The organism is Clostridium sp. (genome assembly GCF_016650035.1).
Lineage (GTDB): Bacteria > Bacillota > Clostridia > Clostridiales > Clostridiaceae > Clostridium_AD.
Genome location: NZ_JAENWM010000006.1, coordinates 20,593 through 45,590, shown reverse-complemented (window position 1 = coordinate 45,590; position 24,998 = coordinate 20,593). Strand labels below are relative to the sequence as shown.

Genomic DNA, 24,998 nt, shown 5'->3' with positions numbered 1-24,998 from the left:
TTATCGTCATTAACTAAATTAAAAACACCATATTCCACACACTAGTTATTTTTTAAATATGACTTAATAATAACTAAATAAAATTGTAAAGCGAGAAGATTAAAATGAGAAATGCCAAATTAGAAAGAGTAATAACAAAAATAGATAATGAAATTGCTGCTATGAATATAGCCAAGAAATACTTATCTAATTTAGAAGAAATTAAGGATGTTCAAATTACTCTAAATAACAAAAGACAACTATTAGCTGATGAACTATATTCTGAGGATAAGAAATGTTATGAAGAGTGTTGTGACATTATTGAAGAAATGCTTGATAAGGAACTGGGAGAAGAAGATCAATTAGATTTACTGCAAACCATAAAAGAAAGTTTTGGGAGACAAGCTCCTAATGTAAGCAAAAAAAGCAGTGGCCTTAATGCCTGGTTAAAAGAACTTTCAATCGAATACAATTGGGTTAAAAATGAAGAAATTGATTGGGATGTATTAATTATTACTGGATTTGGTATTTACGAATAATCCCAGTTTTTAGAAAAAGCTGCTTATAATAAGCAGCTTTTTCTTATTTTTCTATTTACCTACTTCTGGAACTTTCTTTGCATCGTTGTCCTTCATTTTTTTATTATTATCGCCTTTAGGTTGAACTTGTGGTGGTGTAGGTCTACTCATTCCTTTTTTTGCCATGATTTTACCTCCTGAAATTTATTCGTAAATTTTTCTAAGAACTATTATTCCTTAAAGGTAGTTTGTACTTGTCTAACCTATATATTATACTTATTATCCTTTAAGTTCCTTATTAATTTCTATGACTTCTTCTTCATTTAGACTTGTTAAACCTATAATTTCAATAACGCCCATGCCTCTATGAAGCAATTTTTTTACATTTTCAACTTCCTCTTCATGTTGGCCTTTAGGTAATTTTGTTTTTTTCATAACTTTTAAATCCTCCTCTATAATAAAATAAGGTATTGTAATTTACTATTACAATACCTTATTTTTACCTAGAAGATAAGTTTTATTCTAAATTACTAACTTCTATTTAATTATTTCTATTTTGTTTGTTTTCATTTGTTCTTCTATTATTTTCTTTTTTTTCATTTTCATTTGTAGTTTCTTTTTTTTCTAATTTTTCTTTTACTTCTTTTACTTCTTTAATCTCACTTACTTTTCCAGCTTTAATTTCTTTAGCTTCTTTAAGCTTTTTATCTTCTTTTACTTCTTTTACTTCTTTTACCTCTTTTACCTCTTCTACTTTTTCTTCTTCAATTTTTTCTTCTGTCTTAATAGCTTCTTCATTTATGTTGTCATCTTCTACCTTAACTTCTTCTTTATTAATTTCTTCTATCTTAACATCACTTTTCTTATTATAATTTCTAGTACCTTTCATTTCCTTAAAAGCCATTTCAAATTCTTCTTTAGCTACTTTATAAAGATCCTGTTTTTCTTTTAGTAGTACCTCTGCTAATTTTATAGCTTCCTCATCCTTAGATTTTTCAGCTTTTTTCATAGCAACCTTTACTGCTTGATGCTCTTGTCTTGTTGTATTTAACTCATGCCTTTTTTCTACCATGTTAGCAACTGCTGCTTTTATAGCTAATTGTAATTCAGGTTTTTCTATTTTAGGTTCCTCTATTGCAGTGTCTTCTATTAAAGCAGCTGCTTCAGTTACCAAATTATCAAATTCTTCCATTGTACTTGTCGCTAAGGCGTATTTTTCTTCTTGTGTCATTATTTCACTTTCAGCTAATCTTTCATCTGCTATTTGTGAAATTATTTCCATTTTCTTTTCATCATCAAAAGTTATAAATAATCTAAAATTATCAAAAGCCTTATCAAGTATGTAAAAAATACTATCAGGCATAATCCCTGTATCCTCATTTATAGTATCTTCTTGTGCAGTTTCTGTTGTAATAACTGTTGCTTCATTAACTTCAGCATTATTTAAACTTTCAACACCTGTTGCAAACACCCTCATATTTAGACTTAATGTAAATGCTACGGCCGCAACTAGTATGGCTATTTTCTTCATGTTAATTCCTCCTCTTATTATTTGATATAGATATAAATAAAAAATTATTGTTCCATATTTTTTCCCATTTCTCTTCTACATACGAAACACATAAAGATTTATTAGAGGGTTTTTCAATTTTAGTTGTATTGTATTTTAATTATCCTTGAAAAAAAATTTTCTTTCTTTTCCCTCTTAATATTGATAATATTTACGTATACATAAATATAAGGGGTGTACAAATGAACTTGAAACTTATTTTTCATAAAAATAAAAAAGTAGTCTCCAGTTTAAATGAAGAACAAAATTTTAATATAACTGCTTTATCCCCCGAAAATCGCAGTGATTTTATTGATTCTAATAAAGGTTTTGTATATTCAACTACAAGTAAATTATGCAAAAAACATTTAAACTGGGAAAATGATGAAGAGCTTAGTATTGCACTTATTGCTTTTAATATAGCCTGTGACAAATATGATAAAACTAAAGGAAATTTTTATGGTTTCGGAAAAATCATTATTAAAAATGCACTTATAGATTCTTTTAGAAAAAATAAAAATTCACCCAATCTAATGTTTGAGAATAATGATGGTAATGTAGATTATATAGATGAAAATAATTCTTTAAACAATTATGAAATTAAAATAGAAAATCAATTCAGAGTTGATGAAATAACTACATTTTCAGAGGAATTATTAAAATATAAAATTGATTTTAATTCCCTTATTAGTTTATCACCATCCCACAGGGATACAAGAGACAACTTATTAAATGTTGCCTTTTTATGTGCTAGAGATGAATCAATATTAAGCCATATGAAGACTAAAAAAAGGCTACCAACCAAAGAAATAATCTTATTAACTTCCTCCAATAGAAAACTTATTGAAAAATGGCGCATATATATAATTTCACTAATATTAATACTTACAAATCCAGAATATGTGTATTTAAAATCATATCTAAATATAAAAGAGGGTGAACTACATGATTAAAACAGGCATTGTAATAAACATTATGCGTAGCAAAGTTGGCGTTATGACCTCAAGTGGGGAATTCTTATATATAAAAACTAATAAAGTATTACCTAAAATAGGTGAAATTCACACTGGCCAAATATGTAGGAAACCCTTATCCCTTTATAAATATGCTATAACTGCTGCTTCATTAATGTTTTTATTTATTTCTAGCACTTTAGCTTATGCCTACTATACTCCAGTTACATCTATAGTTGTTAGTATTAATCCATCCGTCCATCTTAAAGCTAATAGATGGAATAAAATAATTGGTTCTAACTCTCCGGACTCAGAAGGTGCTACCCTACTCAGTAATATAAATCTAAATAATAAGTCTATAGATGTGGGTCTTGAGCTATTAGTTAAAGAAGCTCAAAATGAAAAGATTATAAATGAAAAATATATAACTGACAAAAAAATTATTAGTATCAATATTAAAAGTAATAATGACCGTACTATAGATATCTCAAACTTCAAAAAAATTATGGATAGCAATAATTTAAATATTAAATTAAATTTATCTTCAGATAACAATAAAAAAATAGACATTATAGCTAATAATGAAAAAGTAAATACTAACGACTTAATTCCGAGTAGTGCTAAAAATGAGACTCCAAATATAAAATCAAAAAATAAAAATAATTCTATTGAAAAACCTTCTATAGATATTAACACAAATATAATCGAGGATAAATCCACAAAAAACAAAGAAGAAATTAACAAAAGTACTATGCCCACTACAACCAAACAAAATAAAACAAACAAAGATTTAACATTAGACAAAAATAATTCTAATAATGATAAAACCATGAAAAAGGCTAAAAATAAATAGAAATATAAAACATATATTCTATATATTTTTCAGTATTAAAGATCTCACATTTGTAAAGGATAAGAGTATAAAATAAAAAGGGAGGTCTTTAATATGCGTGAAGGATTAATTCCAACTATTTTAGGTTCCGTTGTAACTGCTGCTGGAGCATCATTTTCAAAAAATAATATGAAAAAGAAAAATGTAATTCCTATGGTAGAGGCCGGAGTTATTGGTTTTGGACTCGCCCACATAATTCTAGGGTCAATTGATTTAGTTGAGCACAGAAAATAACTCCATTTTTATTCACTATTATTTTCTAGCCACATTTAGTATTAAAATAAACTCATTCTGTTTTTTTACAGGATGGGTTTATTTAATTAACAAAAAATATTTCCTACAAGTGCTATAATACTTTATATATTGAGATATTATCAAGGTTAAAAAATATTTTCACCTTGATATACTATAAATCTTAAATTTGAAGGAGATTTTTATATGATTTTAATTAAAAATGCCAATATACGTAGCATGGCTAATGATGATTTTGAAAATGGAATGATTTTAGTCCATGAAGGTAAAATTATTGCCATTGGAAACGATGTTACAACGCCTGATTTCGCGGAAGTTATTGATGCTAAAGGTAAGTTTGTTATGCCGGGAATGATTGATGCTCATTGCCATTTAGGGATGTTTGAAGACGGAATGGGATCTGAAGGTGCTGATGGGAATGAAGCTGTTGACCCAGTTACTCCTCATTTAAGAGCAATCGACGCAATTAATCCTATGGACATATGTTTTAAAGATGCACTTAATGCTGGTATAACAACTGTTGCAACAGGTCCAGGTAGCGCCAATGTTATTGGTGGCCAGTTCGCAATTATTAAAACCTATGGAACTAGAATTGATGATATGATTGTAAATGAGTGTCACTCTATGAAGGTAGCTTTTGGTGAAAATCCTAAAAGGGTATATCATGCTCAGAAAAAATCTCCAAGCACACGGATGGGCACAGCTGCAATTTTAAGAGAAAATCTTATTAAAGCACATATGTACATTAATAAGCAAACTAAAGCTTTAGAGAGCCCCGATAAGCTACCTGAATTTGACATGAAGATGGAAGCACTTGCAAAGGTTATAAGAAAAGAAATCCCTTTAAAAGCTCATGCTCATAGAGCTGATGATATTCTTACCGCTCTTAGAATTGCAAAGGAATTTAATGTAGATATAACCCTTGATCACTGCACAGAAGGCCACTTAATTGTAGATTATTTAAAAGAAGGCTATCAAAAGGGTATAATTTTAGGTCCGACGCTTTCTAATAGGTCAAAAGTAGAACTGCAAAACCTAACATTTGAAACACCTGGAATTCTTTCAAAAGCAGGCTTAAAGGTAGCTATTATGACAGATCATCCCGTTATACCACTTCAATATCTTCCAGTATGTGCGGGTATTGCTGCAAGGGAGGGTATGGATGAAAATGAAGCCCTAAAGGCAATAACTATTAATGCTGCTGAAATACTTGGTATCGAAGACAAAGTTGGAAGCTTAGAAATTGGAAAGGATGCCGATATTGTTATATATAGTGGACATCCATTTGATTTAAGGAGCAAGGTAGAACTAGTAATGGTAAACGGTAATATTATAAAAAATAATTAGAAAAAGGCTGTTAACATAATATTTATGTTAACAGCCTTTTTCTTTTATAAAGAAGATTCATAAAAAATTCTACAAATTAGCGTTTGTTTTTACTTGTATTTTTTTTGCTGCACTTAAGAAAATTACCATTGCTGCAATTCCAGCTATAATTCCTGCTGGATATGCAATCCCTGCAGATAGGCTAAACCCTTCTGGTGCAATTAAAATATAGGAAATAGACACCGCTGTCATAAATGCACCTGGAATTGTTGCAATCCAGTGATTTCTAGCTATACTAGCCAAGTACATACCCGCTGTCCATAATACAATGGTAGCTAAAGTTTGGTTAGACCATCCAAAGTATCTCCATATTATTGCAAAATCCATTTTAGTTAAGATGAACCCTATCAGGAATAGTGGAATACTAATTAAAAATCTATTTTTAATAGGTCCTTGATTAAATTTAAATGCATCAGCTAAAGTTAATCTTGCACTTCTAAATGCGGTATCCCCAGATGTAATAGGACAAGCCACAACTCCAAGTATAGCAAGCATTCCGCCCATTTTTCCAAGTAATCCAACTGAAACTCCATTAACTACCCATGCTGCATTATGACCTGTTAATGCCATAGTAGCATTTAATTGAGGCACTCCTCCAAAGAAGCTCATAGCTGCTGCTGCCCAAATTAATGCAACTACACCTTCTGATATCATTGCACCATAGAATACACTTCTTCCTTGTTTTTCATTTTTCAAACATCTTGCCATTAAAGGTGATTGAGTTGCATGGAATCCTGAAATAGCTCCACATGCAATTGTTATAAATAACATAGGGAATATTGGGTGTGACCCTGGATCCGAATGCATATTTGTTAAATTAGCTAGTGTTATTTCTGGAATAGGGAATCCTCCAAAAATCAAGGCAATAGCAACACCAACTGCCATAAATAATAAAGCAAATCCAAAGACAGGATATATTTTTCCTATAAGCTTATCTATTGGAATCATTGTTGCTATTACATAATATGCGAATATTATATAAATTAATGTTGTAACATTTATTCCTGTTAAACCTTTTAAGATACCCGCTGGTCCCATTACGAAAACTACCCCTACAAGTACCAAAACTACTATTGAAAACACTCTCATAAAGTTTTGAAAGCCTTTACCAAGATATTTTCCTACAACTTCAGGAATACTTGCACCATCATGTCTTAGTGATAACATCCCTGAAAAATAATCATGAACTCCGCCTGCAAAAATGGATCCAAGTACAATCCACAAAAATGCTACTGGTCCCCACATTGCACCTGCAATTGCGCCGAATATAGGTCCAAGTCCTGCGATGTTAAGAAACTGAATTAAGAAAATTTTCCATCCAGGCATCTCAACAAAATCTACACCATCAGCTAGCCTAATAGCTGGTGTTACTTTTTTGTCATCTGCTCCAAATGCTTTTTCTACGATTTTACCATAAACAAAATAGCCTATTATAAGAGCAATAATTGCTAAAATAAACGATATCATGTGAACGCCTCCTAATTAATTGTTAACTAAATTGTAATATATTTTTATGTATTGAATACGCTTTCATACATGAAACGACAAAAAAAGCACATAGAGTGCTTTTATATACCCATTATTCGTTTAAACTCAATTATATTACTTCTACTTACTGGTATTTTTACTTCCTCACCTTGTAGCTTTATCATGAAAGTATTGTTAAACCATGGAATTATCTCCGTTATCTTATCAGTATTAATAATATATGATCTATGGCTTCGAAAAAATAATTCTTTTGGAAGCTTTTCATAGAATTCTGTAATGCTACAATTTATACTGTATTGAATTCCTTTAATAGAAATTAATGTTTCCCTTTCTTTTGCTTCACAATAAGAAATATCAATTATACGCCTAACTATCATCTTATTGTCTTTCCAAAGGGTTATTTTACTATTTACATTTTTTCCACCAATGGGTTTTTCAATTTTCTTCAAGGTATTAATTATACGTTCTTCTGAATAGGGCTTTAAAATATAGTCATAAGCATTAATTTCAAAGGCATCTACAGCATAATCTTTATGGGCTGTAATAAAAATAATAAGGGGATGTTTAGGAAAGTGGCTAATAATTTTACCTAATGCCATGCCATCTAATTTAGGCATATTAATATCCAAAAAAATTATGTCAGGTTTATTTTGTTCAATGAACTCTAGCGCTTTAATAGAATCATCGAATTCATCAATTATTTTTATATTACTAAAATTCAATATGAAATATTTTAGTTCCTCTCTTGAAGGATATTCATCATCAACAATAATACAGTTCATATCATCACTCCCCTATTTTTCTGACATTAAATTTAATTCTTGTACCATTTTTAAGTCTTTCTATTTTTAATCCTTCACCATAAATGTATTTAAGTCTATTATGAACATTAGAAATCCCTATTTTATTTTCTTCCATTTTACCTGCGTATACCTTTTCTATGATGTCATTTGAAATGCCAACTCCATCATCCTCAATTACTATCATAATGTTTTCAGCATCAACTTTTTTAATGTTAATAATTACGCTGCCCCAGCCCTTACCTTCTAAAATACCATGTTTTATAGAATTTTCAACTATTGGTTGAATAATAAGACTTGGGATTTTAACGTCCAAATCATCTTGGATATTATATATTATATGAAGTTTATCTCCAAATCTTGCTTTTTCTATCTCAATATACGCTTTAACCTGCTCTAGTTCCAGGTAGATATCTACGTGTTTATCTCCTCTTTCTAAATTATACCTTAAATAAGTAGATAAATTTATAATTAACTCTCTTGCACGATTAGGATTAAGTCTAATAAAAGAAATTATAGTATTAAGTGCATTAAATATAAAATGAGGATTTATCTGGGCTTGTAGTGCCTTTATTTCAGCCTTATTTGCCAAATGCTTTAGCTCTCCAAGTTTACTTATTTCAAGTTGGGTGGAAATAAGTTGAGATAATCCTAATGCTAAACTTATATTTCTAAAAGAAATTACATCCTTTTTACAATAATACAGTTTTAAAGTACCTATAATTTCGTCTCCTTCTCTTAATGGAGCAATAATTGCAGATTTCAGTGTACATTTCAAATTATGGCAATCTATCTGATTTGCATTAGTTAATGAAATTAACTTTCCTTCCCTAATAACTGTTTTTGTGGCCTCAGTCACAATCTTATGACCTTTAATATGATGGTCTGATCCTACCCCTACGTGTGCTAATATATACTCCTTATTTGTTATAGCTACTGCATCTGCTCGAATTGAACTTTTAATTATTCCACAAATCTTATCGTATGAACTTTCATCCATTTCTCTAAAATAAGGCAATGTTTTATTAGCTATTTCTAAAGCAATTTGTGCTTGCTTTGCTTCAATTTCATCCTTTTCTTTAAATATTTTTTGAATTATTAATATTAATATTGCAATTCCAATGGCATTCGCAAAGCTCATAGGAAAATATATACTTTTTACAATAATTACGGCTCTACTATAAGGCTTCGCAATGGTGACTATTAAAATCATTTCCAAAACTTCCATTAAAAGCCCACCCATTAAACCATACCACCACTTGTTACTTTCATTGGATTTGTTATATATTATGCTTGCAACTATTCCTGAAATTATAGTGGTAATTGTACAAGGTATTGATGTAATTCCTCCTATATCTACGAGTAGCCTGTGGGCCCCAGCTATAATTCCTGCCATTATTCCTACAAATGGTCCATATAGGATTCCTCCTGCCATTACCCCAATAATTCTAGTGTTAGCAATAGCACCATTAACATCTGTGCCTGTATAAGTTCCTAAAATTCCAAATGCACCAAAAATTATTGAGAGTATAATTAATTCTCTTTTTTTAAATTTATCCTTTTGGGCAATATTCTTAAAGCTTCCTATCTTAGAAACAAAAAAAGAAATAAGAATTACATAGCCTAAATTATTAGTAAGATTTCTTAAAAGTTCAATCATTAGTATTCGCTCCATTTCTAACCTTTACTGTCATTATTAAAGAAGGCCTTATTAATAGTATATACAACATTCCATAATATATAAAGGTATATAAACTATGTTATAATTAATGTGAGCTTGTTTTCAAGTAATAAAAATATAAAGGATGCTTTATAATGTTATCTTTAAAAGCTTTTAAACTATAAATAGCCTTTGTATGTTAATTGAAATGTACATCTAGGTGAGAACTACAGGAGGGTCCTATAATGAGAATGATTTTTTTTGATACAGAAACTACTGGCATAAGGCCAGGAAACATATGTCAACTTAGTTATATACTTGTTGATACAGATTATAAGCCGACAAAAACAGTAGGTAAAAATATTTTTTTTACAGTAGATTATATAGAACCATCTGCGCAAGATGTTCATGGATTTAGTGTAGATGCACTATTTGCACTAAGTGATGGTAAAACTTTTGAAGATTCATACGAAGATTTTATTGATGACTTTATTGATGCAGATATTCTTATAGGACACAATGTTAATTTCGATATAAAATTTCTAACTCACGAACTTAAAAATTGTGGACATACTCTAACCCCTAAACATACATTTTGTACAATGAAATATTACAAAGATATCTGCAAACTTTACTCTGCACGGGGTGGTTATAAAAATCCAAAATTATCAGAAAACATTGAGTTCTTAAAATTAAATGAAAAAGAAATAAATTTAAAAAGCAATGAATATTTTGGAGACACTGCTAATTTTCACGACGCTAGATTTGATACTACTGCAACTTATTTGCTAGTCACAGAAGGTATAAAGAAAGGTTTTATACCTAAGCATTACTTTTCTCAGCTTGCAAAATAATTTACATAAAAATAAACTACACTATAAATAGTACTCATAGTGTAGTTTATTTTTATTAGAATTCATATATTATCCCTTGGCAAAACACCCTTTTAATAACTCTATTATCCACATAAATCTGAATTGTATCACCCTTTTGTGAGTATAGTTCTACAGGTAAATTAAGATCCCATACAAAGTTCCCTGATTTTACTTTTAGTTTTGTTTTATGATTATGCTTTCTTCCTGCCAAATCATCAAGATCTACGCCCAATAACAAGCCTTGTCCTGAGGAGATACTATCAATTTGTATTGTTGGATAATCAATAATCTTTGCAACCATAGGAATAAGTTTTCCTATGGTTGCATTACTTATATAATCTATCTCTTCATCTATAATGACTCGGTCATTTTGAATTACAATATTATTAATATCCAGCAAGAAGTATGAATTAATTTGTTCATTATCAATGATTTTATAACGAACATTTTGTTCATTACGTAATATTTTAAGGTATACCAGTTTTAATAATTCTTCATGAGTATTATCTTTAAATCTACTAAATTCTTTGTTTACTATATTATCTATACTTTTGTTTAATTTCTCTTCATTTATTTTTCCTAAAATGCTTTTGCATCCAAGGTAGCCTGCTAACTGAGATCTTATTTTAGCTATATTAAAATCTTCCCCCTCTAACAGAATATTTGTACTAGCCACCATAAATACATTTGTATATTGCTGATATGCACATTGAATAAACCCTAAATATTTATTGTTTTTGTTATATACATTAAATGGCATATTAAATCACTTCCTCTTAATTTTTTTTATTTCATAAATTAATCAGGTACTTTAGATTAATATTATACATCTAATTGGATCCTATAAATACATTTTTTTTAAAATTACTACCTTTAATAGTAATTTTTTTCGTTAAATATTTTCTGATATTAAGGTTATATTAATAACATATTATAAAATAAGGAGGATTATTTATGAATAATAATAAAAGTCACATAAAAACCGAAAAGAAAACAAATGCAGAACTTAGAAAAATGTTTCCTCAGAGTGGTAGCGATATAGGAATCGAAAATGGTGTGAAAATAGATGCAAATAATGATAAGTTTACTAAACGTTCTAAACTATCTCATAATAAATAATATTTTTAAAGGAGGAACGTTCTATGCCATGGAAAAAAGGTAAAATACATTTTGATGATGGTTCTACTTATGCTGCGGAATTACTAGTTAATTCTGATGGTGACGTATGGAATGCTAGAGTACTTAAAAGTGACACTACCATTGAGGAAATTGATGTTCAAAAATTTGCTAGTAGTTTAAATAAATCTGTTGAAGATATATATCCATATACTTACGAAATAGAAGACTAATATATTATACACAATTATAGTTCCTCTAAAACCTCAGAAAAATTCTGGAGTTTTAGGGGATTTTTAAATTGTGTAGTTTACTTTCTCCTTTTATCTTTTATAAATATCAATATAGCAATAATAGATATGTATGCAATATTAAACAATGTTACCTTTGGAATAATATAGCCAAGAATTGCTCTCCTTTGCACTTCATTCCCAACTTTTAAGCATAAGTAAATTGCAATAGGAACTGTAAACCAATAAACCTTCTTTTTATCTTTTATCTTTAGTATATAACTTGAAATATATGTAACTGAGTACTGATAAGTTGCTAACGTCCTAAATATAGTCATGCTCCATAAATATAAAAATACAAAACGAAAACTATTTAGTACCGGTAAATCTACTCCTTCTGTTACTATTAAAACTGGCCATAATGCTTTAGAAGTAACCTTATATCCTAAAAAATAAATACATATAAAAGTTGTCCAAGTATAAATCACTATAATTAAAAAAGTAGATTTCAACACTACCGCTTTAATTTTTTCTTTGTTTCTCATAAAAGGATAAATTAAAAATATTCCCTCTAGTCCACCATAAGCATAAGAGGATTCAATACTTGCCTTTAAAATATTTTTATACCCAGATCCAAAAATCGGAAACAAATTTAGGTAATTACCATGTTGCAAGGCTGGTAGTAAGGTAAATATTGATATCACCACAGCATAGAGTCCAATTATATTTATTCTTGCCAATACTTTTATCTCTTTAAGAGCTAAATAAGTAGCTAATAATATAGCAGGAATAAAAATCTTTATTGGTGTTAAAAAAGCTGTTGCATGGCATATATAAACATTACTCATTCCAGATGCAACCCCTATCAAATATATAATAAACTGAGCCAGGAATAGAATGTTGCATATGGTACCAAGAATGACCCCTAAATATTTTTTACTTAAAACTAATATATCCTCATTTGGATGTTTTTTTACATAATAAATAGATAAAAAAGCCAAAAACAGAGGATATACTCCACCAACAACAACCGATAACCATCCATCCTGTTTAGCATCCTGTACTACTCCATTAGGTAATGATAAAAGACCTACGCTGGTTACAAACCCCACTACCATCGCTATGCATTCGCCCTCTTCTAATAAGTTATTTTTTATTTTCTCCATATTTTTATTCTCCATACGTATTTTAATACTGACCTTTTCCTATTTTATCAATTTTCACCACTACATTCACTTTAATATCTGCATTACTTACCTCTTCATTCCAATCTACTCCCGTTTCTCTTCCATATTTGGCCGCAGCGAACATCCCTAGATTTAAGCAATCTATTCTATAAACATTTTTCATCTTCTCCAAAAATTCATTACACATTTTCTCTATTTTTTTTGCCATGAGTTTTTCAAATTCTTTTTCGTTTTCCTTTTTTATATCTCCATATAATGTGTTCTCTATGATGTCTCCCTGAAAATCTAAATTAATAATGAATTCATATTTTCCTTCTCTCTTAGTACATTTCACCTTCCTTTTAACAATTGCATCATAATTTATATACTTATCTGGTCCTTCCTGCAGACTTAATACTCCTTTCCCTTTTTTCTCCCTAAGCATATTCATAATTTTGCTTTCCTCCATAGGTAGTACATAAGCCATTTTATTCCCTTTAAATAAGGCCATACCTGCAAAAGTGATATTTTTATCCTTTATTTCTAGATAAGGAAGCACTAAATTACTTCCTTCTGAATCTAGTGTTACATATGTATTCAATAAAGTATATTTCGCAGATATAAAGTTATAGTTTGTAGCATTCCTGATCATACCTTTCATATAATCTGCAGAACTAGGATACCCTTCTACCTTAAACTTTAATATATCTTCTGCCTTCCCTTTACATACTGCAAAAACAGCACTTTCATTAATTTTTGCATTGGCAAAAAATATATTTATTAAATTTAATATCCCATAAGATGCTTGTTCTTCCCCTAATATTGATATCCTTTCAGTACCAATTACATAAGGTTTACTGGAAATTAATTGTCTTTTTTCCCTTGTGTCTCCAAATGTAGTTGACTCTGACTTTATAAAGATACTGCCTTGCTCTGTATTTTTTCCACCCTTAATTGCCTTGATATCAGTGCTTCTTGCACCATTTTTTCCCTTCTTATTAAAATCATATATAGTAAACGCAACGCTATATTCCACATTACTGCTTGCTTCTTTGTTAATATCAAACCCAATGCCTGCTATTACATTTAGCTCCTCCATAGGACTTACTTGCAATTTCCCTAGATAAATAAAAACTATAAGCGCTACTAAAAACATAATTATCATTTTTTTCTTTTTCATAAGGTATCCTCTCATGCATTCCTATCCTGTACTTAATGATTATTAATCATTAAGCCTTCTATTTATCCTGTATTTAATACTGTCCTCTTCCTAATTTATCAACATTTACCTTTACATTCACCACAATGTCAGAGTTTGCAACAACCTCATTCCAATCTACTCCTGTGTCTCTTCCATATTTCGCCGCAGCCACCCATCCTAGCTGCAGTAAGTCTAGCTTATACTCCTTCTTCATTTTATCCAAAAATCCATTGCATATTTCTTTCACTTGTCTCGCCATGTCATCTTCAAATTTATTTGTTACCTCTATATCAGTTGCTATATCTTTATATAATTCATTGTTAATAATTTCTCCATCTAAATTTAGGTCAATAGTAAAAGTATATTTATCCCCTATTTTTTCACACGAAATTTTTCTTTTAGATTCCGCTTGATAGTTTACATACTTCTCTGAATTCTTTTGTATGGTTAGTATGCCCCTTACCTTATTTTCACGTAACATATTCATTATTCTTGTTTCCTTCATATCCAAAATAACAGCTAGCTTATCTTTTTTAAAGACAGCCACTCCTGTAATTTTAATGCCATCTTCCATTATTTCAATGTAGGGACTAACAACATTTTTACCCTCTGCATCCATTGATAATGCTGCGTCTTTAAACGTGTACCCTTCTCTAAAAAAATTATAGTTTACAGAATTTTTAATCATATCACTTATATAATCTGCTGAATTATCATAGCCTGGGGACTTATAATTAAAATATTTTTCATTCCTACCTTTGCATACCACTACAAATGCATTGTCATTACCTACAGTATTCTTAAAATTAATATCCATAAAAGCTCTTATTCCATATTTAGCATATTCCTCATCTATTATATAAATTTTTGCTAGCCCTAAAAAGAATTCTTTACCTGTTTTTTTTTGTCTATCCTCTCTTGTTTTGCTAATAGTGCTACTTGTTCCAGTACCTAATAAAGCTTCAACACTGGCATCTTCTTTATATTCATTAGTAGTGGTAGTAACCCTATACATTATATTCCCTTCACCATTTTTATTTATTCCAATTCCTACCCCAATAGAAATACCCAGTTCTTCCATATTATGCAAATTCATGTTTTCACCTCTAGAAAACACCATAATAACTACACTCCATAAAACCACAATAAATATTAAATTCATATTTTTTTTCATTTTACCTTCCTTTTTTTATCCATATTAAACTGGCAATGAGGGTTATATATATTAAATTGTATATAGTACTTATTGGTGATGTATATTTTGTAATCTCCTGCATTGCTAGCCTATTGCCATAATAAATCTGTGCAAGGATTATAACCACACTAGCAATAACTAAATATACTGTCTTTTTACTTTTTATTTTTTTAATATCCTCTAAAATAAACACACATACATAATTAAAAATAGCTACAGATTTTATCGCTATAATTATCCAGCAATATATAAAAACATATCTGAAATTAGTTATTACTTCACCCCTTACTGCCTCAGCTACTGTAAAAAAACTCCACACCGTTTTAGGGATTATATCTTTTCCAATATAATATATACTTATAAAAGTAATCCAAACGTATATAATAGTAGTAAATCCTGTTGCTTTTAAAACTGAACTCTTTATCTTACTGCTATCATTTATAAAGGGATAGATTAAGAATATGAGTTCCAATAATGAGTAATTATAAACACATTTAACACTTCCTTTAAAAATGTTTACAATTCCAGATCCAAATATAGGGCTAACATTTAGATAACTTCCTTGACTTAAAACAGAAATAGTAGGAATTAAGATTGCAAGCAACAGAAAAAATGTGATACTACATATCCTTCCCAGTACTTTAATACCCATATTTGCTGCAAATACTCCTGCTAAAAGTAAAACTATATAAATTTTAATTGGAGCTAGGCTAGGTACTGCATCCGTTCTTATAATTATTGCAGTTGATGAAATTAAGGGTGGTAAATAACTAAAAAAACTCATTAAGAAAAGAAAATTTAATATTGTGCCAATTGTCTTACCAAGATATCTTTTACTCAGCGCTAAAATATTTTCCTTCGGAAATTTTCCACTTACATATATAGCTAAAAGTGCTACATACAGTGGATATATTCCACCTATTAATGTAGAAATCCACCCATCCTGTTTTGCAATCATTACATTATTAGGTAAACCTGCTACTGTTACACCAATCATAATTCCCATTAATATAAAAATAACTTCATTTGGAGTTAGTAGATTTTTCTTTTCTATCTGCATGCCTAATAATCTCCTCTACCTTGCAAATCCGCCTTAACCTTTACATTTACTTTAATATTTGCATTGGAAACAACCTCATTCCAATCAATGTGTTTCTGCCTTCCATACTTAGCAGCAGCCTCTCTGCCAAGGCCAAGGCAATCTATCTTGTAATCACTCTTCATTACTTTTATAAAATCATCACACTCTTTTTCTATACTCTTTTCCATATCTTTTTCAAATTCTTTTGTTTTCTTTATATCATCCTTCATACCAACATACATTTCATTATTAGTAATCCTACCTCTGAATGTCAAACCAATAGTGAAACTGTACTTATCACCTTGCTTATAACATTTCACCTTTCTTTTGCCAACCATTGCATTAAAATCAATAAACTCTATTGAATTATTTTGCAATGATAATATGCCATGCCCATTGTCATTTTTTAATATATTAAGTATTTTAGATTTTTGTACATCCACAACTTCTACCATTTTATCATTTGAAAAAATAGCCATACCGGTTAATTCTATTCCTTCCTCTGTTATCTGTATATAAGGAAGCACCAGGTTTCTACCCTCAGCACCAATCCTAACATAAGCATCTATTCCCTTGTAGTTGTCAGAGAAAAAACTGTAATGACTATTATATTCTATAATCCCCGCTATATACTCCGAAGAATTCATATACCCCTTTTTCTGATATTTTAAGTAATCCTCTGCCTCTCCTTTACATACTGCCATATAAGCCGTACTATTTGCTTCAGGATTTCTAAATCTATCCTCTATCAAAGTTTTTAATCCATATCTTGCATAATCCTCACTAATCAAAACTACACTTTCTTGCCCTAGGATATATTTTTTATCCATCTTTTCTTGCCTTTTCTGAATTATTTCGCCTAAATTTTGGCCCTGCTCTTTAAATAATAAATTCACTTGCATACCACTTGCTTTATAAACATTCGTATTGATTGGTACACTATATTCAATGGTATCTTTACCTTTTCTCACTATATCATAGCCTATGCCGTTAATAGTCACTACTTCTTCAACAGGAACCCTATCTTGCCCAATAGTAATAAATACATAAATTAGTATACCAATGATTATAATTAAGTATTTTTTCTTATTCAAGATTTACCTCCCCCCTTAAAAAATATAAATATAGCGATAACCGTCATATATAATAAATTAAATATGATATATAAAGGTAAAATGCTATCATTTATATTTTGCCTACTTATCTCATTTCCAAACTCAAGAGCTAAATATAAAAGCAGAGGATACAATAAAAAGCAAATTTTTTTCTTTTCTATCTTATATTCAAAATTCTCTAGAATATATATACTTGCATAACCGTAATTGCTCATACTTTTAAATGCAATTATGCTCCACACATACATAAAAATATATCTATAATTATTAATTGCTGATATGGTTACGCTTTCTGTCACCACCAAAAATGACCAGTAACTTTTGTTCACAATATCTGGGCCTAAAAAATATATGGTTATAAAAACACACCAAACATAAACAGCTATAATTATAGTTACACTAATAAGAGAAGATCTCAACATCTTCTTTTTCTCTTTCAAAAAAGGATAAATCAGTAGAATTATTTCTGCCCCTGAATAAGCAAAAATTGATTTCATAGTACCCTTTGCTATTGAACTAAAACCAGAACCAAATACAGGAAGAACATTTGTAATTGCAGAATATTTTAAAGCCATTATAGGAAATAAAAAAAGAACCATTGTAATGTAAAAAGTAATTTCACTCATTCTTCCTATTACTTTTAACCCTCTAGACGACGCATAAATAATACAGATAAATAGGATAGATAGGAGTTTAAAGGAAGTTAAAAAGCCCATCATATAACTTCGCATTAAATTGCTATAATAACAAGCAATCATTGATGCAATATAAATAAAATAGCTTGCGAAAATTAAATTAAAGATACCTCCAAAAAACCTGCCAAAATATTTTTTACTTAAAATTAATATGTTATCATTAGGAAATTTTTTACCTATATAACTAGCTATGATTACAACATACAATGGATATATGCCACCTATTAACGTGGAAATCCACCCATCCTGATGAGCCGATTTTACTACAGCATTGGGAAGTGATAAAATACCAACTCCAACAATGCATCCAAAAATAATAGTACCAAACTGACTTACTGTTAATTCACTTTGCTTTTTATTAAATCCTCTCCCCATTTTATTCACTACCTTTTTTTAAAAACTTATTTCTTAAACTTATTTCTAAAATCCGTCTGCCTTATTGGGTCTCCACTCGGAATCCCCTCTGGCCTCTTGTTCATCTTCCATAATGGCGCTCTAATAAAGATATCCTTCATATCACTTTTATGGAACTCAAAATAGGGTACACCTAGACTATCTAAAGAAGAAAGATGAACTAAAATTAAAAACCACCCAACAGCTATTCCAAATATACCCATAATATTTGCTAACATCAGCATCGGAAACCGTAACAATCGAATAGAAAGAGACATATCATAATTTGGAATTAAAAAGGTTGTGATTACGGTAATTCCCACTATAAGTAATGTAGTAGGACTAACCATTTTAGATTGAATTGCAGTATCCCCTATAATAATACCGCCTACTAAACTTAATGTTTGCGCTATCTTAGTTGGTAGTCTTAAGCCACCCTCTCTCAAAAACTCCACAACTAGTTCCATTGCCATAATCTCTAAAAAAGGAGTTAATGCAATACCTATCCTTGACTGCACAATGGGGGTTACAAATTTTATGGGTATCAGTTCTACATTAAACTTTATTAGTGTTAAATAAATAGAAGGTAGGGTAATAACAATGCAAGCCGCCAGAATCCTAAGAAATCTTACAAAAGAGGATATCACAGTTCTTTCTGTATAATCCTCCACAGCCTGAAAAAACTCCATAAATGTTGCTGGATACATAAGCACCATGGGCGTTCCTTCTAAAACAACAAGTATTCTCCCCTCTAGCATATTTCCAATAGCTCTATCAGGCCTTTCTGAACTATCGGCTTGTGGAAAAATTGTATAGGTATATGTTTCAATAAGCTGGTCAAGCGCTCCTGCTGAAAGTACACCATCCACATTAATAGATTCTAATCTCTTTCTTAATTCTTCAACTACTTGTTTATCGGCTACACCATTTAAATAAACCATTGCCACATCACTCTGCATTCTACTACCTACATTTAATATCTCAATGGTGAGATTATTATCTTTTACTTTTCTTCGTATTAGACTAACATTCACTTCTAAATTTTCTACGAAACCATCTCTAGGGCCTTTTGATGCAGTTTCATTCATAGGCTCCATAATAGCCCTTTGTTGCCCCCCTGTAGTGTCGGCTATTATTACTTCTGGAGCGCCATTTATTAGTACAGCGGTTTTCCCTCTTTTAAGATAATTAATCACTACTTCTAAATCTGATTCTACCGATGTATTACTCATTGAAATATATCTTTTACAAAGATAATCTCCTATGTTTGCCTTTCCATTTAAATTTTCTCCTATGTGAAGCATCAGAGGATTTAATATATCTCTATCAATAATATCCTTGTTAGAGATTCCATTAACATAGATAATAGCAGCTTCTAAAGGCTGATCTACACCAATATAAATATGTTTTACAACCATAGGACTTTGTGCACCTAGTCCGTTTCTAATTAAATCTATATTTCCCTCTAGATCTCCATTTTCCATTGCAATCACCACCATTCCTTTTTCTCATAGCCAAGCAACTTTAAAATAAAAATTAATATTTCGGCCTTTATTTTTCAAGTTACATAGTTATTCTATAATACATAGTTTCTCTTTTTTAATCTAAATTATCCAACTTTATTTTTCTTATGTAAAATTCAACTGTAAGGCAATATAAATTCATAAATTTTTCAACATTGTTTATTCCTATTCCCCCTAGTTTCATATTTAAAAAAATAAAAGCGATAAATCCATAATGCTAAACACCATTAAGGATTTATCGCTCATATATGTATTTTATTTATTTAGAATAAAACTAAATAGTCATCAAATACTATATGCTCACTTTTATAAGTTTCTACAATATCTGTTTGCATATCAATGATAGAAGTCTTTTGACCATCTCTAATGTTTAAAGTAATTAAGTAGCGATTGTTAATGCATTCTTGTGGGTAACCTAACTTTTCTGCATAAGTATAATCAATACTACCATGCATAATTTCTTTAACTCTTAGTTTACCCTTAGGGAAAAACCTTTTTTGAAAAATGACCTTATACTTTCCATCTAAATTCCAAGTGTAACTAGCGGAATTTATAGTTGTATCTGCATCATTTTCTGATAGTAATGTAACAGTGGTTTTTTCTAGACTTTCCCTGTTCAATATAATCATAACATCATTTCTGACCTTCCCGAACTTATTTACTTCATAATATATATTATCACTATCTGTACCAGCAAAAAATTCGTAGCCATCAATACCTTGAGTTTCCAAATCTACAAAATCTAATTTCTCACAGCCTTCTTCAATCTCACTAACGAATTTTTTTACTGGTATATATCTAATACGATCTAAGTAAAAAAACTTATCTTTTTTAGATTTTCCCGCGCTTTGTATATCAATATATATCTGTTCTTTGTCATAGGGTTCTAAATAATTTTCTTCGTACACAACGCACTGCTCATTTTTTAAAGAAGTTTTAAAAAACACCGAACGGAGCCCTCTTAAAAAGTCTTTATCCACTACTTCGAAGTTTTTTCCACTACGCGTATTATAAATTATTGCCTTGTCATATCCATAATTTTCTTCTGGAGTTTCAAAGCTTTCAAATTCTTCAAATGTTAATGTATGCTCTTCCCTTAAAAAAACTATAAATCTATCCTCATCTAATTTTTCAACTAGTAAAGAATCAAATTTCTTATCCATTTCAAAATTAAATACTGTTGTAACCTTCAAAGTATTAATGTTAACAGTATTCAAACTATACTCGTTAATTAAAATCTGCTTTCTAAGAGTTACATAATAAAACCCATCCTCTCCCTCTACAGATTTCTGCTGAAAAAAGTCTAATATTATTTTATCTCTATCTGTACTCACTTTAGTCATTTTTTTATCATTAATGTCATAAGTATAATAATTTATAATGCCTAGATCACTAAAATCTTCGCTATATACGTTTTTCGTCTCCCTCAAAAAAAGTTTCCCCTCTAATTTGCAAATAGGTTCCAACTTATCATTTGTTAGCTTTTTCAAATCAATTATTTCCATAACTTACTCCTTTTTTTCTATTTACTATATACATTGTAATTATTTACTAATATATGTTTTTTATTCAATTTATGAATATATATCAGAAAACTCAATACTTATTTTTTAAACATTCTTCTCCAATAAAAACACCTTAATTTCTATAATTTTAAAGAAATTAAGGTGTTTAATAATTTAAAATGCAAAATTCCCATTTTTAAATACAGGTACTTCTTTTCCATCTCTTGTAATACCTATTATTTGCAAATCTTCTGTTCCAACCATAAAGTCTTCATGCACGAAGGAATCATTAACTTCTAGTTTTGCAAGTTCCTCATCACTTAAATTTTCACCATTTTTTATACATACTGGATATGCTTTTCCAATAGCCAAATGACAAGAGGCATTTTCATCAAAAAGTGTATTGTAAAATAGTATGTTTGAATTAGATATTGGTGAATCATATGGTACCAACGCTACTTCGCCAAGATAATATGATCCTTCATCAGTTTCAATAATGCTCTTTAAACTATCGTAACCACTTTTTGCACTGAAATCTATAATTCTTCCATTCTTAAAAGTAAGTGAGAAGTCTTCTATCAGATTCCCATTATAGTTTAGAGGTTTTGAGCTTAGGACTATTCCATTAACCCCAGTTTTTTTAGGAAGTGTAAATACCTCTTCAGTTGGCATATTAGCTATAAACTCTACACCTTCAGGGGTATATTCTGATCCTCCAAGCCATAAATGATCTTCTGGAAGTTCAATTTTAAGATCAGTACCTAATGAGTTTTTATATTGTAGATATTTAAAGTTATTTGAATTTAAAAAATCCATACTTTTCTTTAGGTTTCCTTTATGGGTTTCCCATGATGCAACAGGGTCAATTGTATCAACTCTTACTGTTTTAAATATAGCATCCCAAAGTTTTTCCACTGCTTCATTTTCTGAAACTTCCGGAAATACTTTTTTTGCCCAAGATATAGTCGGAATTGAAGCAATACACCAAACATTTCTATTACTCATAAGCCTTTCTCTATATTCCTTTATTGCATTACTAGCAGCTTTATGCGATTTTGCCATTCTCACAGGATCAACATCCATCATTAGCTCAGGGTCAGAGGCTGAAATACTTAAGAAAGCCGCTCCCCTCCGCACATTCGACAAGTAAAAATCTCTCTGCCAGTCTGGGTATTCTTCGAAAACCTCTTCAGGGGCATTCATGAATTTTATTTTTGAAGATAATTCATCTCTCCAGTTTATAACTACATCCCTAGCACCTTCATTATATGCAATTTTTGACGCGATTCTAACGAAAGAAGCACACTCTATAGGAGCATTAATTACAAGGGTCTGATCCTTTTGAATATTAATTCCTGTCTTCACCAACAAAAGAGCATATTTTTCTAATAATTCATTGTTCATATTAAGACTTCCTTTCTTCAATTTAGATAAAAATTAGTTTGTGCATTAACTTATTTTATGATACTTTATCCATACCATACAAGAAAATTATACCATTAAGAGTTTTCAATTTCCATCCACTTTTCCATAATCATGTCTAATTCTTCTTGAGTTCTTTGTTTTTCTTTATTTAACTCCAATAATATTTCATATTCACTACCCTTATTATTCATTTCAATATCTATATCTTTAAGTTTTGCTTCAAGCTCCTTTATTGTATTTTCTAAGCTTTCTGCTTCTCTTAGTTTGTTATTACTTGTTTGTTTTTGGGTATTTTCTTTGCTTTTTAGTTTTTTTTCTTTGTAAATACTCGGAGTTTCTATTTTATTTCTTTTAAATTCATTTTTCTTTTCTTTGTAATATTCATAATTACCCTTATAATCAACAATCTTTTTATCTTCAATTTCACATATTCTCTCTGCTAGTTTATTTATAAAAAACCTATCATGAGATATAAATAATATAGTCCCATTAAACTCCATTAAAGCTTCTTCAAGATTTTCCCTCGAATCTATATCTAAATGATTTGTAGGTTCATCCAGTATCAAAAGGTTTATATCGTTTTGAATTAATATACAAAGCTTAAGTCTACTTTTTTCTCCACCAGAAAGATTTTTAACCTTTTTAAACACACTTTCTCCATAGAATAAAAACTTAGCAAGGATACCTCTAGCTGGGCCTTCTAAAATATAAATATCCTCTCTAAAGGCTTCAATCACTGTTAGCTCTTCATTATTAAATTCTATATTTTGAGGAAGATATCCTATTTTGGTGTTAGAGCCTAATTTTACTTCGCCTAAGTACCCATTAGTTTCGCCTAAAAGAATTTTTATAATAGTGGATTTACCACTTCCATTATCACCTATTAAAGCGGTACGTTCACCAAATCTTACTTCTAAATATAATTGATCTAATATTTCCTTCTGATCGAAGCTTTTACATAAGCCTTTAATACTTATTGTGTCCTTTCCCGACCTATCTGTACCTTCAAAATTCAATTGGATTTTAGGTTGATTTATTAGAGGCTTATCAACTTTTTCTATCTTATCTAATCTTTTTTGCATACTTGCTGCTCTTTTAAAAAACTTTTCATTATCTGCTTGAACCGCCCATATCCTCAATTGTTTTATTGCTTTTTCCATAGCCTTTATTTTTTTTTGTTGATCTTTATATACTTCAAACTGTTCAAAAACCCTTCTTTGCTTTTCAATAACATAATAAGAGTAATTACCATGATAAAATGAAGTCTCTCCGTCTTCTATTTCAACTATTTTTGTTACAACTCTATCCAAAAAATATCTATCATGTGAAATAACTAATACTGTCCCCTTGTATACTTTAAGGTAACCCTCAAGCCATTCTATAGATGTCACATCTAGATGGTTTGAAGGTTCATCTAAAAGAAGTATATCTGGATTCTCTAGTAAAATTTTGCCCAGTATTACAATAGTTTTTTCACCACCACTTAGACTAATAAAGTCTCTACTCAAAAACTTGTCATTAAACTTTAATCCAGTGCAAACCTTGCTCATTTTTTCCTCTATATCATAACCGCCTTTTGTTTCATAAAGCGCGCCCAGTTCACCATATCTTCTTAAAGCATATTCTAATTCATTTCCCTTTAAACTTGACATCTGCACTTCTAATAATTTCATTTCACTATTTATTTCATATTGAACCTCAAAAGCAATTTTTAAAACATCTATTACTTTAAACTCCTCTGGATAATCCGGTATTTGATGCAAATAACCTATACTTGAATTTTTTCTTATGGATATGCTACCTTTATCTTGATTTTCTATACCAGCAATAATTTTAAAAACTGTAGTCTTACCCGTACCATTTCTTCCTATGAGCCCTACTCTATCACCCTCTTGAACTTCAAAAGTAATATTTTCGAAAATCCTATTACCTCCAAAATATTTTTCAACTTCTTTTAACGCCAATTCTATCATTATAGATTCCTCCTATATTTTTCAAACA

Annotated in this window: 24 protein-coding genes; 8 read left to right on the top strand and 16 right to left on the bottom strand. The window is 29.9% G+C overall.

The window, feature by feature from the left end:
- The first annotated feature begins 104 nt into the window (after positions 1-104).
- Complete coding sequence (locus JJD95_RS02585) at positions 105-518, top strand: hypothetical protein (RefSeq protein ID WP_291640052.1); 414 nt, start codon at positions 105-107, stop codon at positions 516-518.
- 258 nt (positions 519-776) lie between these two features.
- On the opposite strand, the gene JJD95_RS02580 is transcribed toward JJD95_RS02585, so the two are convergent.
- Both JJD95_RS02580 and JJD95_RS02575 read right to left on the bottom strand, forming a co-directional pair.
- The gene (locus JJD95_RS02580) at positions 777-932 is read right to left on the bottom strand and encodes a hypothetical protein (protein ID WP_291640050.1); all 156 of its coding nucleotides are present in this window, start codon (positions 930-932) and stop codon (positions 777-779) included.
- Positions 933-1,038: 106 nt separating this feature from the next.
- A complete protein-coding gene (locus JJD95_RS02575) occupies positions 1,039-2,028 on the bottom strand; it encodes a DUF5667 domain-containing protein (protein ID WP_291640048.1) in 990 nt (329 codons plus the stop codon).
- Positions 2,029-2,249: 221 nt separating this feature from the next.
- On the opposite strand from JJD95_RS02575, the gene JJD95_RS02570 reads away from it, so the two are divergent.
- The 4 genes from JJD95_RS02570 (at position 2,250) to JJD95_RS02555 (ending at position 5,490) form a co-directional block, all read left to right on the top strand.
- Positions 2,250-2,999 carry a sigma factor gene (locus JJD95_RS02570; RefSeq protein WP_291640046.1) on the top strand — a complete coding sequence of 250 codons (750 nt, stop codon included), beginning with the start codon at positions 2,250-2,252 and terminating at the stop codon, positions 2,997-2,999.
- Positions 2,992-3,852: an anti-sigma factor domain-containing protein gene (locus JJD95_RS02565; RefSeq protein ID WP_291640044.1), complete on the top strand. Its 861-nt coding sequence runs from the start codon at positions 2,992-2,994 to the stop codon at positions 3,850-3,852. The genes JJD95_RS02570 and JJD95_RS02565 overlap by 8 nt, the downstream gene beginning before the upstream one ends.
- Positions 3,853-3,945: 93 nt before the next feature.
- Positions 3,946-4,125 (top strand): asparagine synthase, encoded by a 180-nt coding sequence (locus JJD95_RS02560; protein WP_291640043.1) that lies wholly within the window; start codon positions 3,946-3,948, stop codon positions 4,123-4,125.
- 204 nt (positions 4,126-4,329) lie between these two features.
- On the top strand, positions 4,330-5,490 hold the full coding sequence (locus JJD95_RS02555; RefSeq protein ID WP_291640041.1) for an amidohydrolase: 1,161 nt from the start codon (positions 4,330-4,332) through the stop codon (positions 5,488-5,490).
- Positions 5,491-5,559: 69 nt separating this feature from the next.
- Here JJD95_RS02555 and JJD95_RS02550 read toward each other — a convergent pair whose 3' ends face one another.
- The 3 genes from JJD95_RS02550 to JJD95_RS02540 form a co-directional block, all read right to left on the bottom strand.
- A complete protein-coding gene (locus tag JJD95_RS02550; RefSeq protein WP_291640039.1) occupies positions 5,560-6,996 on the bottom strand; it encodes a carbon starvation protein A in 1,437 nt (478 codons plus the stop codon).
- A 101-nt stretch (positions 6,997-7,097) separates the two neighbouring features.
- Positions 7,098-7,799 carry a LytTR family DNA-binding domain-containing protein gene (locus tag JJD95_RS02545; RefSeq protein WP_291640037.1) on the bottom strand — a complete coding sequence of 234 codons (702 nt, stop codon included), beginning with the start codon at positions 7,797-7,799 and terminating at the stop codon, positions 7,098-7,100.
- A gap of 4 nt (positions 7,800-7,803) precedes the next feature.
- Positions 7,804-9,477 (bottom strand): sensor histidine kinase, encoded by a 1,674-nt coding sequence (locus tag JJD95_RS02540; RefSeq protein ID WP_291640035.1) that lies wholly within the window; start codon positions 9,475-9,477, stop codon positions 7,804-7,806.
- A 245-nt stretch (positions 9,478-9,722) separates the two neighbouring features.
- Here JJD95_RS02540 and JJD95_RS02535 point away from each other — a divergent pair, with 245 nt between their 5' ends.
- Positions 9,723-10,331, top strand: coding sequence for a 3'-5' exonuclease (locus JJD95_RS02535; RefSeq protein WP_291640033.1), 609 nt, complete (start codon positions 9,723-9,725; stop codon positions 10,329-10,331).
- Between the two features lie 55 nt (positions 10,332-10,386).
- Here JJD95_RS02535 and JJD95_RS02530 read toward each other — a convergent pair whose 3' ends face one another.
- Positions 10,387-11,112, bottom strand: coding sequence for a hypothetical protein (locus JJD95_RS02530; protein WP_291640032.1), 726 nt, complete (start codon positions 11,110-11,112; stop codon positions 10,387-10,389).
- A 194-nt stretch (positions 11,113-11,306) separates the two neighbouring features.
- Here JJD95_RS02530 and JJD95_RS02525 point away from each other — a divergent pair, with 194 nt between their 5' ends.
- Positions 11,307-11,471, top strand: a complete 165-nt coding sequence (locus JJD95_RS02525) for a hypothetical protein (RefSeq protein WP_291640031.1) — start codon at positions 11,307-11,309, stop codon at positions 11,469-11,471.
- A 23-nt stretch (positions 11,472-11,494) separates the two neighbouring features.
- Positions 11,495-11,701: a hypothetical protein gene (locus tag JJD95_RS02520; protein ID WP_291640029.1), complete on the top strand. Its 207-nt coding sequence runs from the start codon at positions 11,495-11,497 to the stop codon at positions 11,699-11,701.
- A 77-nt stretch (positions 11,702-11,778) separates the two neighbouring features.
- Here the strand turns inward: JJD95_RS02520 and JJD95_RS02515 are convergent, their stop codons facing one another.
- The 10 genes from JJD95_RS02515 to abc-f form a co-directional block, all read right to left on the bottom strand.
- The gene (locus JJD95_RS02515; protein WP_291640027.1) at positions 11,779-12,864 is read right to left on the bottom strand and encodes an endospore germination permease; all 1,086 of its coding nucleotides are present in this window, start codon (positions 12,862-12,864) and stop codon (positions 11,779-11,781) included.
- Between the two features lie 22 nt (positions 12,865-12,886).
- A complete protein-coding gene (locus JJD95_RS02510; protein ID WP_291640025.1) occupies positions 12,887-14,044 on the bottom strand; it encodes a Ger(x)C family spore germination protein in 1,158 nt (385 codons plus the stop codon).
- A 73-nt stretch (positions 14,045-14,117) separates the two neighbouring features.
- Complete coding sequence (locus JJD95_RS02505) at positions 14,118-15,239, bottom strand: Ger(x)C family spore germination protein (RefSeq protein WP_291640023.1); 1,122 nt, start codon at positions 15,237-15,239, stop codon at positions 14,118-14,120.
- Between the two features lies 1 nt (position 15,240).
- Positions 15,241-16,320, bottom strand: a complete 1,080-nt coding sequence (locus JJD95_RS02500) for an endospore germination permease (protein WP_291640022.1) — start codon at positions 16,318-16,320, stop codon at positions 15,241-15,243.
- Positions 16,321-16,322: 2 nt separating this feature from the next.
- Entirely contained in the window at positions 16,323-17,435 is a 1,113-nt protein-coding gene (locus JJD95_RS02495; protein ID WP_291640020.1) for a Ger(x)C family spore germination protein, read from the bottom strand.
- Positions 17,432-18,526: a GerAB/ArcD/ProY family transporter gene (locus JJD95_RS02490; protein WP_291640018.1), complete on the bottom strand. Its 1,095-nt coding sequence runs from the start codon at positions 18,524-18,526 to the stop codon at positions 17,432-17,434. Before JJD95_RS02490 ends, JJD95_RS02495 begins: the two co-directional genes overlap by 4 nt.
- A 26-nt stretch (positions 18,527-18,552) precedes the next feature.
- Positions 18,553-20,028 carry a spore germination protein gene (locus tag JJD95_RS02485; RefSeq protein WP_291640016.1) on the bottom strand — a complete coding sequence of 492 codons (1,476 nt, stop codon included), beginning with the start codon at positions 20,026-20,028 and terminating at the stop codon, positions 18,553-18,555.
- A gap of 302 nt (positions 20,029-20,330) precedes the next feature.
- The gene (locus JJD95_RS02480) at positions 20,331-21,572 is read right to left on the bottom strand and encodes a hypothetical protein (RefSeq protein WP_291640014.1); all 1,242 of its coding nucleotides are present in this window, start codon (positions 21,570-21,572) and stop codon (positions 20,331-20,333) included.
- A 174-nt stretch (positions 21,573-21,746) separates the two neighbouring features.
- A complete protein-coding gene (locus JJD95_RS02475; protein WP_291640012.1) occupies positions 21,747-22,976 on the bottom strand; it encodes an aminopeptidase in 1,230 nt (409 codons plus the stop codon).
- Positions 22,977-23,071: 95 nt separating this feature from the next.
- A complete protein-coding gene (abc-f, locus tag JJD95_RS02470; protein WP_291640010.1) occupies positions 23,072-24,970 on the bottom strand; it encodes a ribosomal protection-like ABC-F family protein in 1,899 nt (632 codons plus the stop codon).
- Positions 24,971-24,998 lie beyond the last annotated feature (28 nt).

What these genes read in the sequence shown, in the direction of transcription:
- JJD95_RS02510 (WP_291640025.1), bottom strand. Translation starts at nt 14,044, where the DNA reads ATGAAAAAGAAAAAAATGATAATTATGTTTTTAGTAGCGCTTATAGTT.
- JJD95_RS02490 (WP_291640018.1), bottom strand. Translation starts at nt 18,526, where the DNA reads ATGGGGAGAGGATTTAATAAAAAGCAAAGTGAATTAACAGTAAGTCAG.
- JJD95_RS02565 (WP_291640044.1), top strand. Translation starts at nt 2,992, where the DNA reads ATGATTAAAACAGGCATTGTAATAAACATTATGCGTAGCAAAGTTGGC.
- JJD95_RS02580 (WP_291640050.1), bottom strand. Translation starts at nt 932, where the DNA reads ATGAAAAAAACAAAATTACCTAAAGGCCAACATGAAGAGGAAGTTGAA.
- JJD95_RS02530 (WP_291640032.1), bottom strand. Translation starts at nt 11,112, where the DNA reads ATGCCATTTAATGTATATAACAAAAACAATAAATATTTAGGGTTTATT.
- JJD95_RS02485 (WP_291640016.1), bottom strand. Translation starts at nt 20,028, where the DNA reads ATGGAAAATGGAGATCTAGAGGGAAATATAGATTTAATTAGAAACGGA.
- abc-f (WP_291640010.1), bottom strand. Translation starts at nt 24,970, where the DNA reads ATGATAGAATTGGCGTTAAAAGAAGTTGAAAAATATTTTGGAGGTAAT.
- JJD95_RS02515 (WP_291640027.1), bottom strand. Translation starts at nt 12,864, where the DNA reads ATGGAGAAAATAAAAAATAACTTATTAGAAGAGGGCGAATGCATAGCG.
- JJD95_RS02575 (WP_291640048.1), bottom strand. Translation starts at nt 2,028, where the DNA reads ATGAAGAAAATAGCCATACTAGTTGCGGCCGTAGCATTTACATTAAGT.
- JJD95_RS02550 (WP_291640039.1), bottom strand. Translation starts at nt 6,996, where the DNA reads ATGATATCGTTTATTTTAGCAATTATTGCTCTTATAATAGGCTATTTT.
- JJD95_RS02570 (WP_291640046.1), top strand. Translation starts at nt 2,250, where the DNA reads ATGAACTTGAAACTTATTTTTCATAAAAATAAAAAAGTAGTCTCCAGT.
- JJD95_RS02520 (WP_291640029.1), top strand. Translation starts at nt 11,495, where the DNA reads ATGCCATGGAAAAAAGGTAAAATACATTTTGATGATGGTTCTACTTAT.
- JJD95_RS02555 (WP_291640041.1), top strand. Translation starts at nt 4,330, where the DNA reads ATGATTTTAATTAAAAATGCCAATATACGTAGCATGGCTAATGATGAT.
- JJD95_RS02480 (WP_291640014.1), bottom strand. Translation starts at nt 21,572, where the DNA reads ATGGAAATAATTGATTTGAAAAAGCTAACAAATGATAAGTTGGAACCT.
- JJD95_RS02560 (WP_291640043.1), top strand. Translation starts at nt 3,946, where the DNA reads ATGCGTGAAGGATTAATTCCAACTATTTTAGGTTCCGTTGTAACTGCT.
- JJD95_RS02525 (WP_291640031.1), top strand. Translation starts at nt 11,307, where the DNA reads ATGAATAATAATAAAAGTCACATAAAAACCGAAAAGAAAACAAATGCA.
- JJD95_RS02505 (WP_291640023.1), bottom strand. Translation starts at nt 15,239, where the DNA reads ATGAAAAAAAATATGAATTTAATATTTATTGTGGTTTTATGGAGTGTA.
- JJD95_RS02535 (WP_291640033.1), top strand. Translation starts at nt 9,723, where the DNA reads ATGAGAATGATTTTTTTTGATACAGAAACTACTGGCATAAGGCCAGGA.
- JJD95_RS02585 (WP_291640052.1), top strand. Translation starts at nt 105, where the DNA reads ATGAGAAATGCCAAATTAGAAAGAGTAATAACAAAAATAGATAATGAA.
- JJD95_RS02545 (WP_291640037.1), bottom strand. Translation starts at nt 7,799, where the DNA reads ATGAACTGTATTATTGTTGATGATGAATATCCTTCAAGAGAGGAACTA.
- JJD95_RS02475 (WP_291640012.1), bottom strand. Translation starts at nt 22,976, where the DNA reads ATGAACAATGAATTATTAGAAAAATATGCTCTTTTGTTGGTGAAGACA.
- JJD95_RS02500 (WP_291640022.1), bottom strand. Translation starts at nt 16,320, where the DNA reads ATGCAGATAGAAAAGAAAAATCTACTAACTCCAAATGAAGTTATTTTT.
- JJD95_RS02540 (WP_291640035.1), bottom strand. Translation starts at nt 9,477, where the DNA reads ATGATTGAACTTTTAAGAAATCTTACTAATAATTTAGGCTATGTAATT.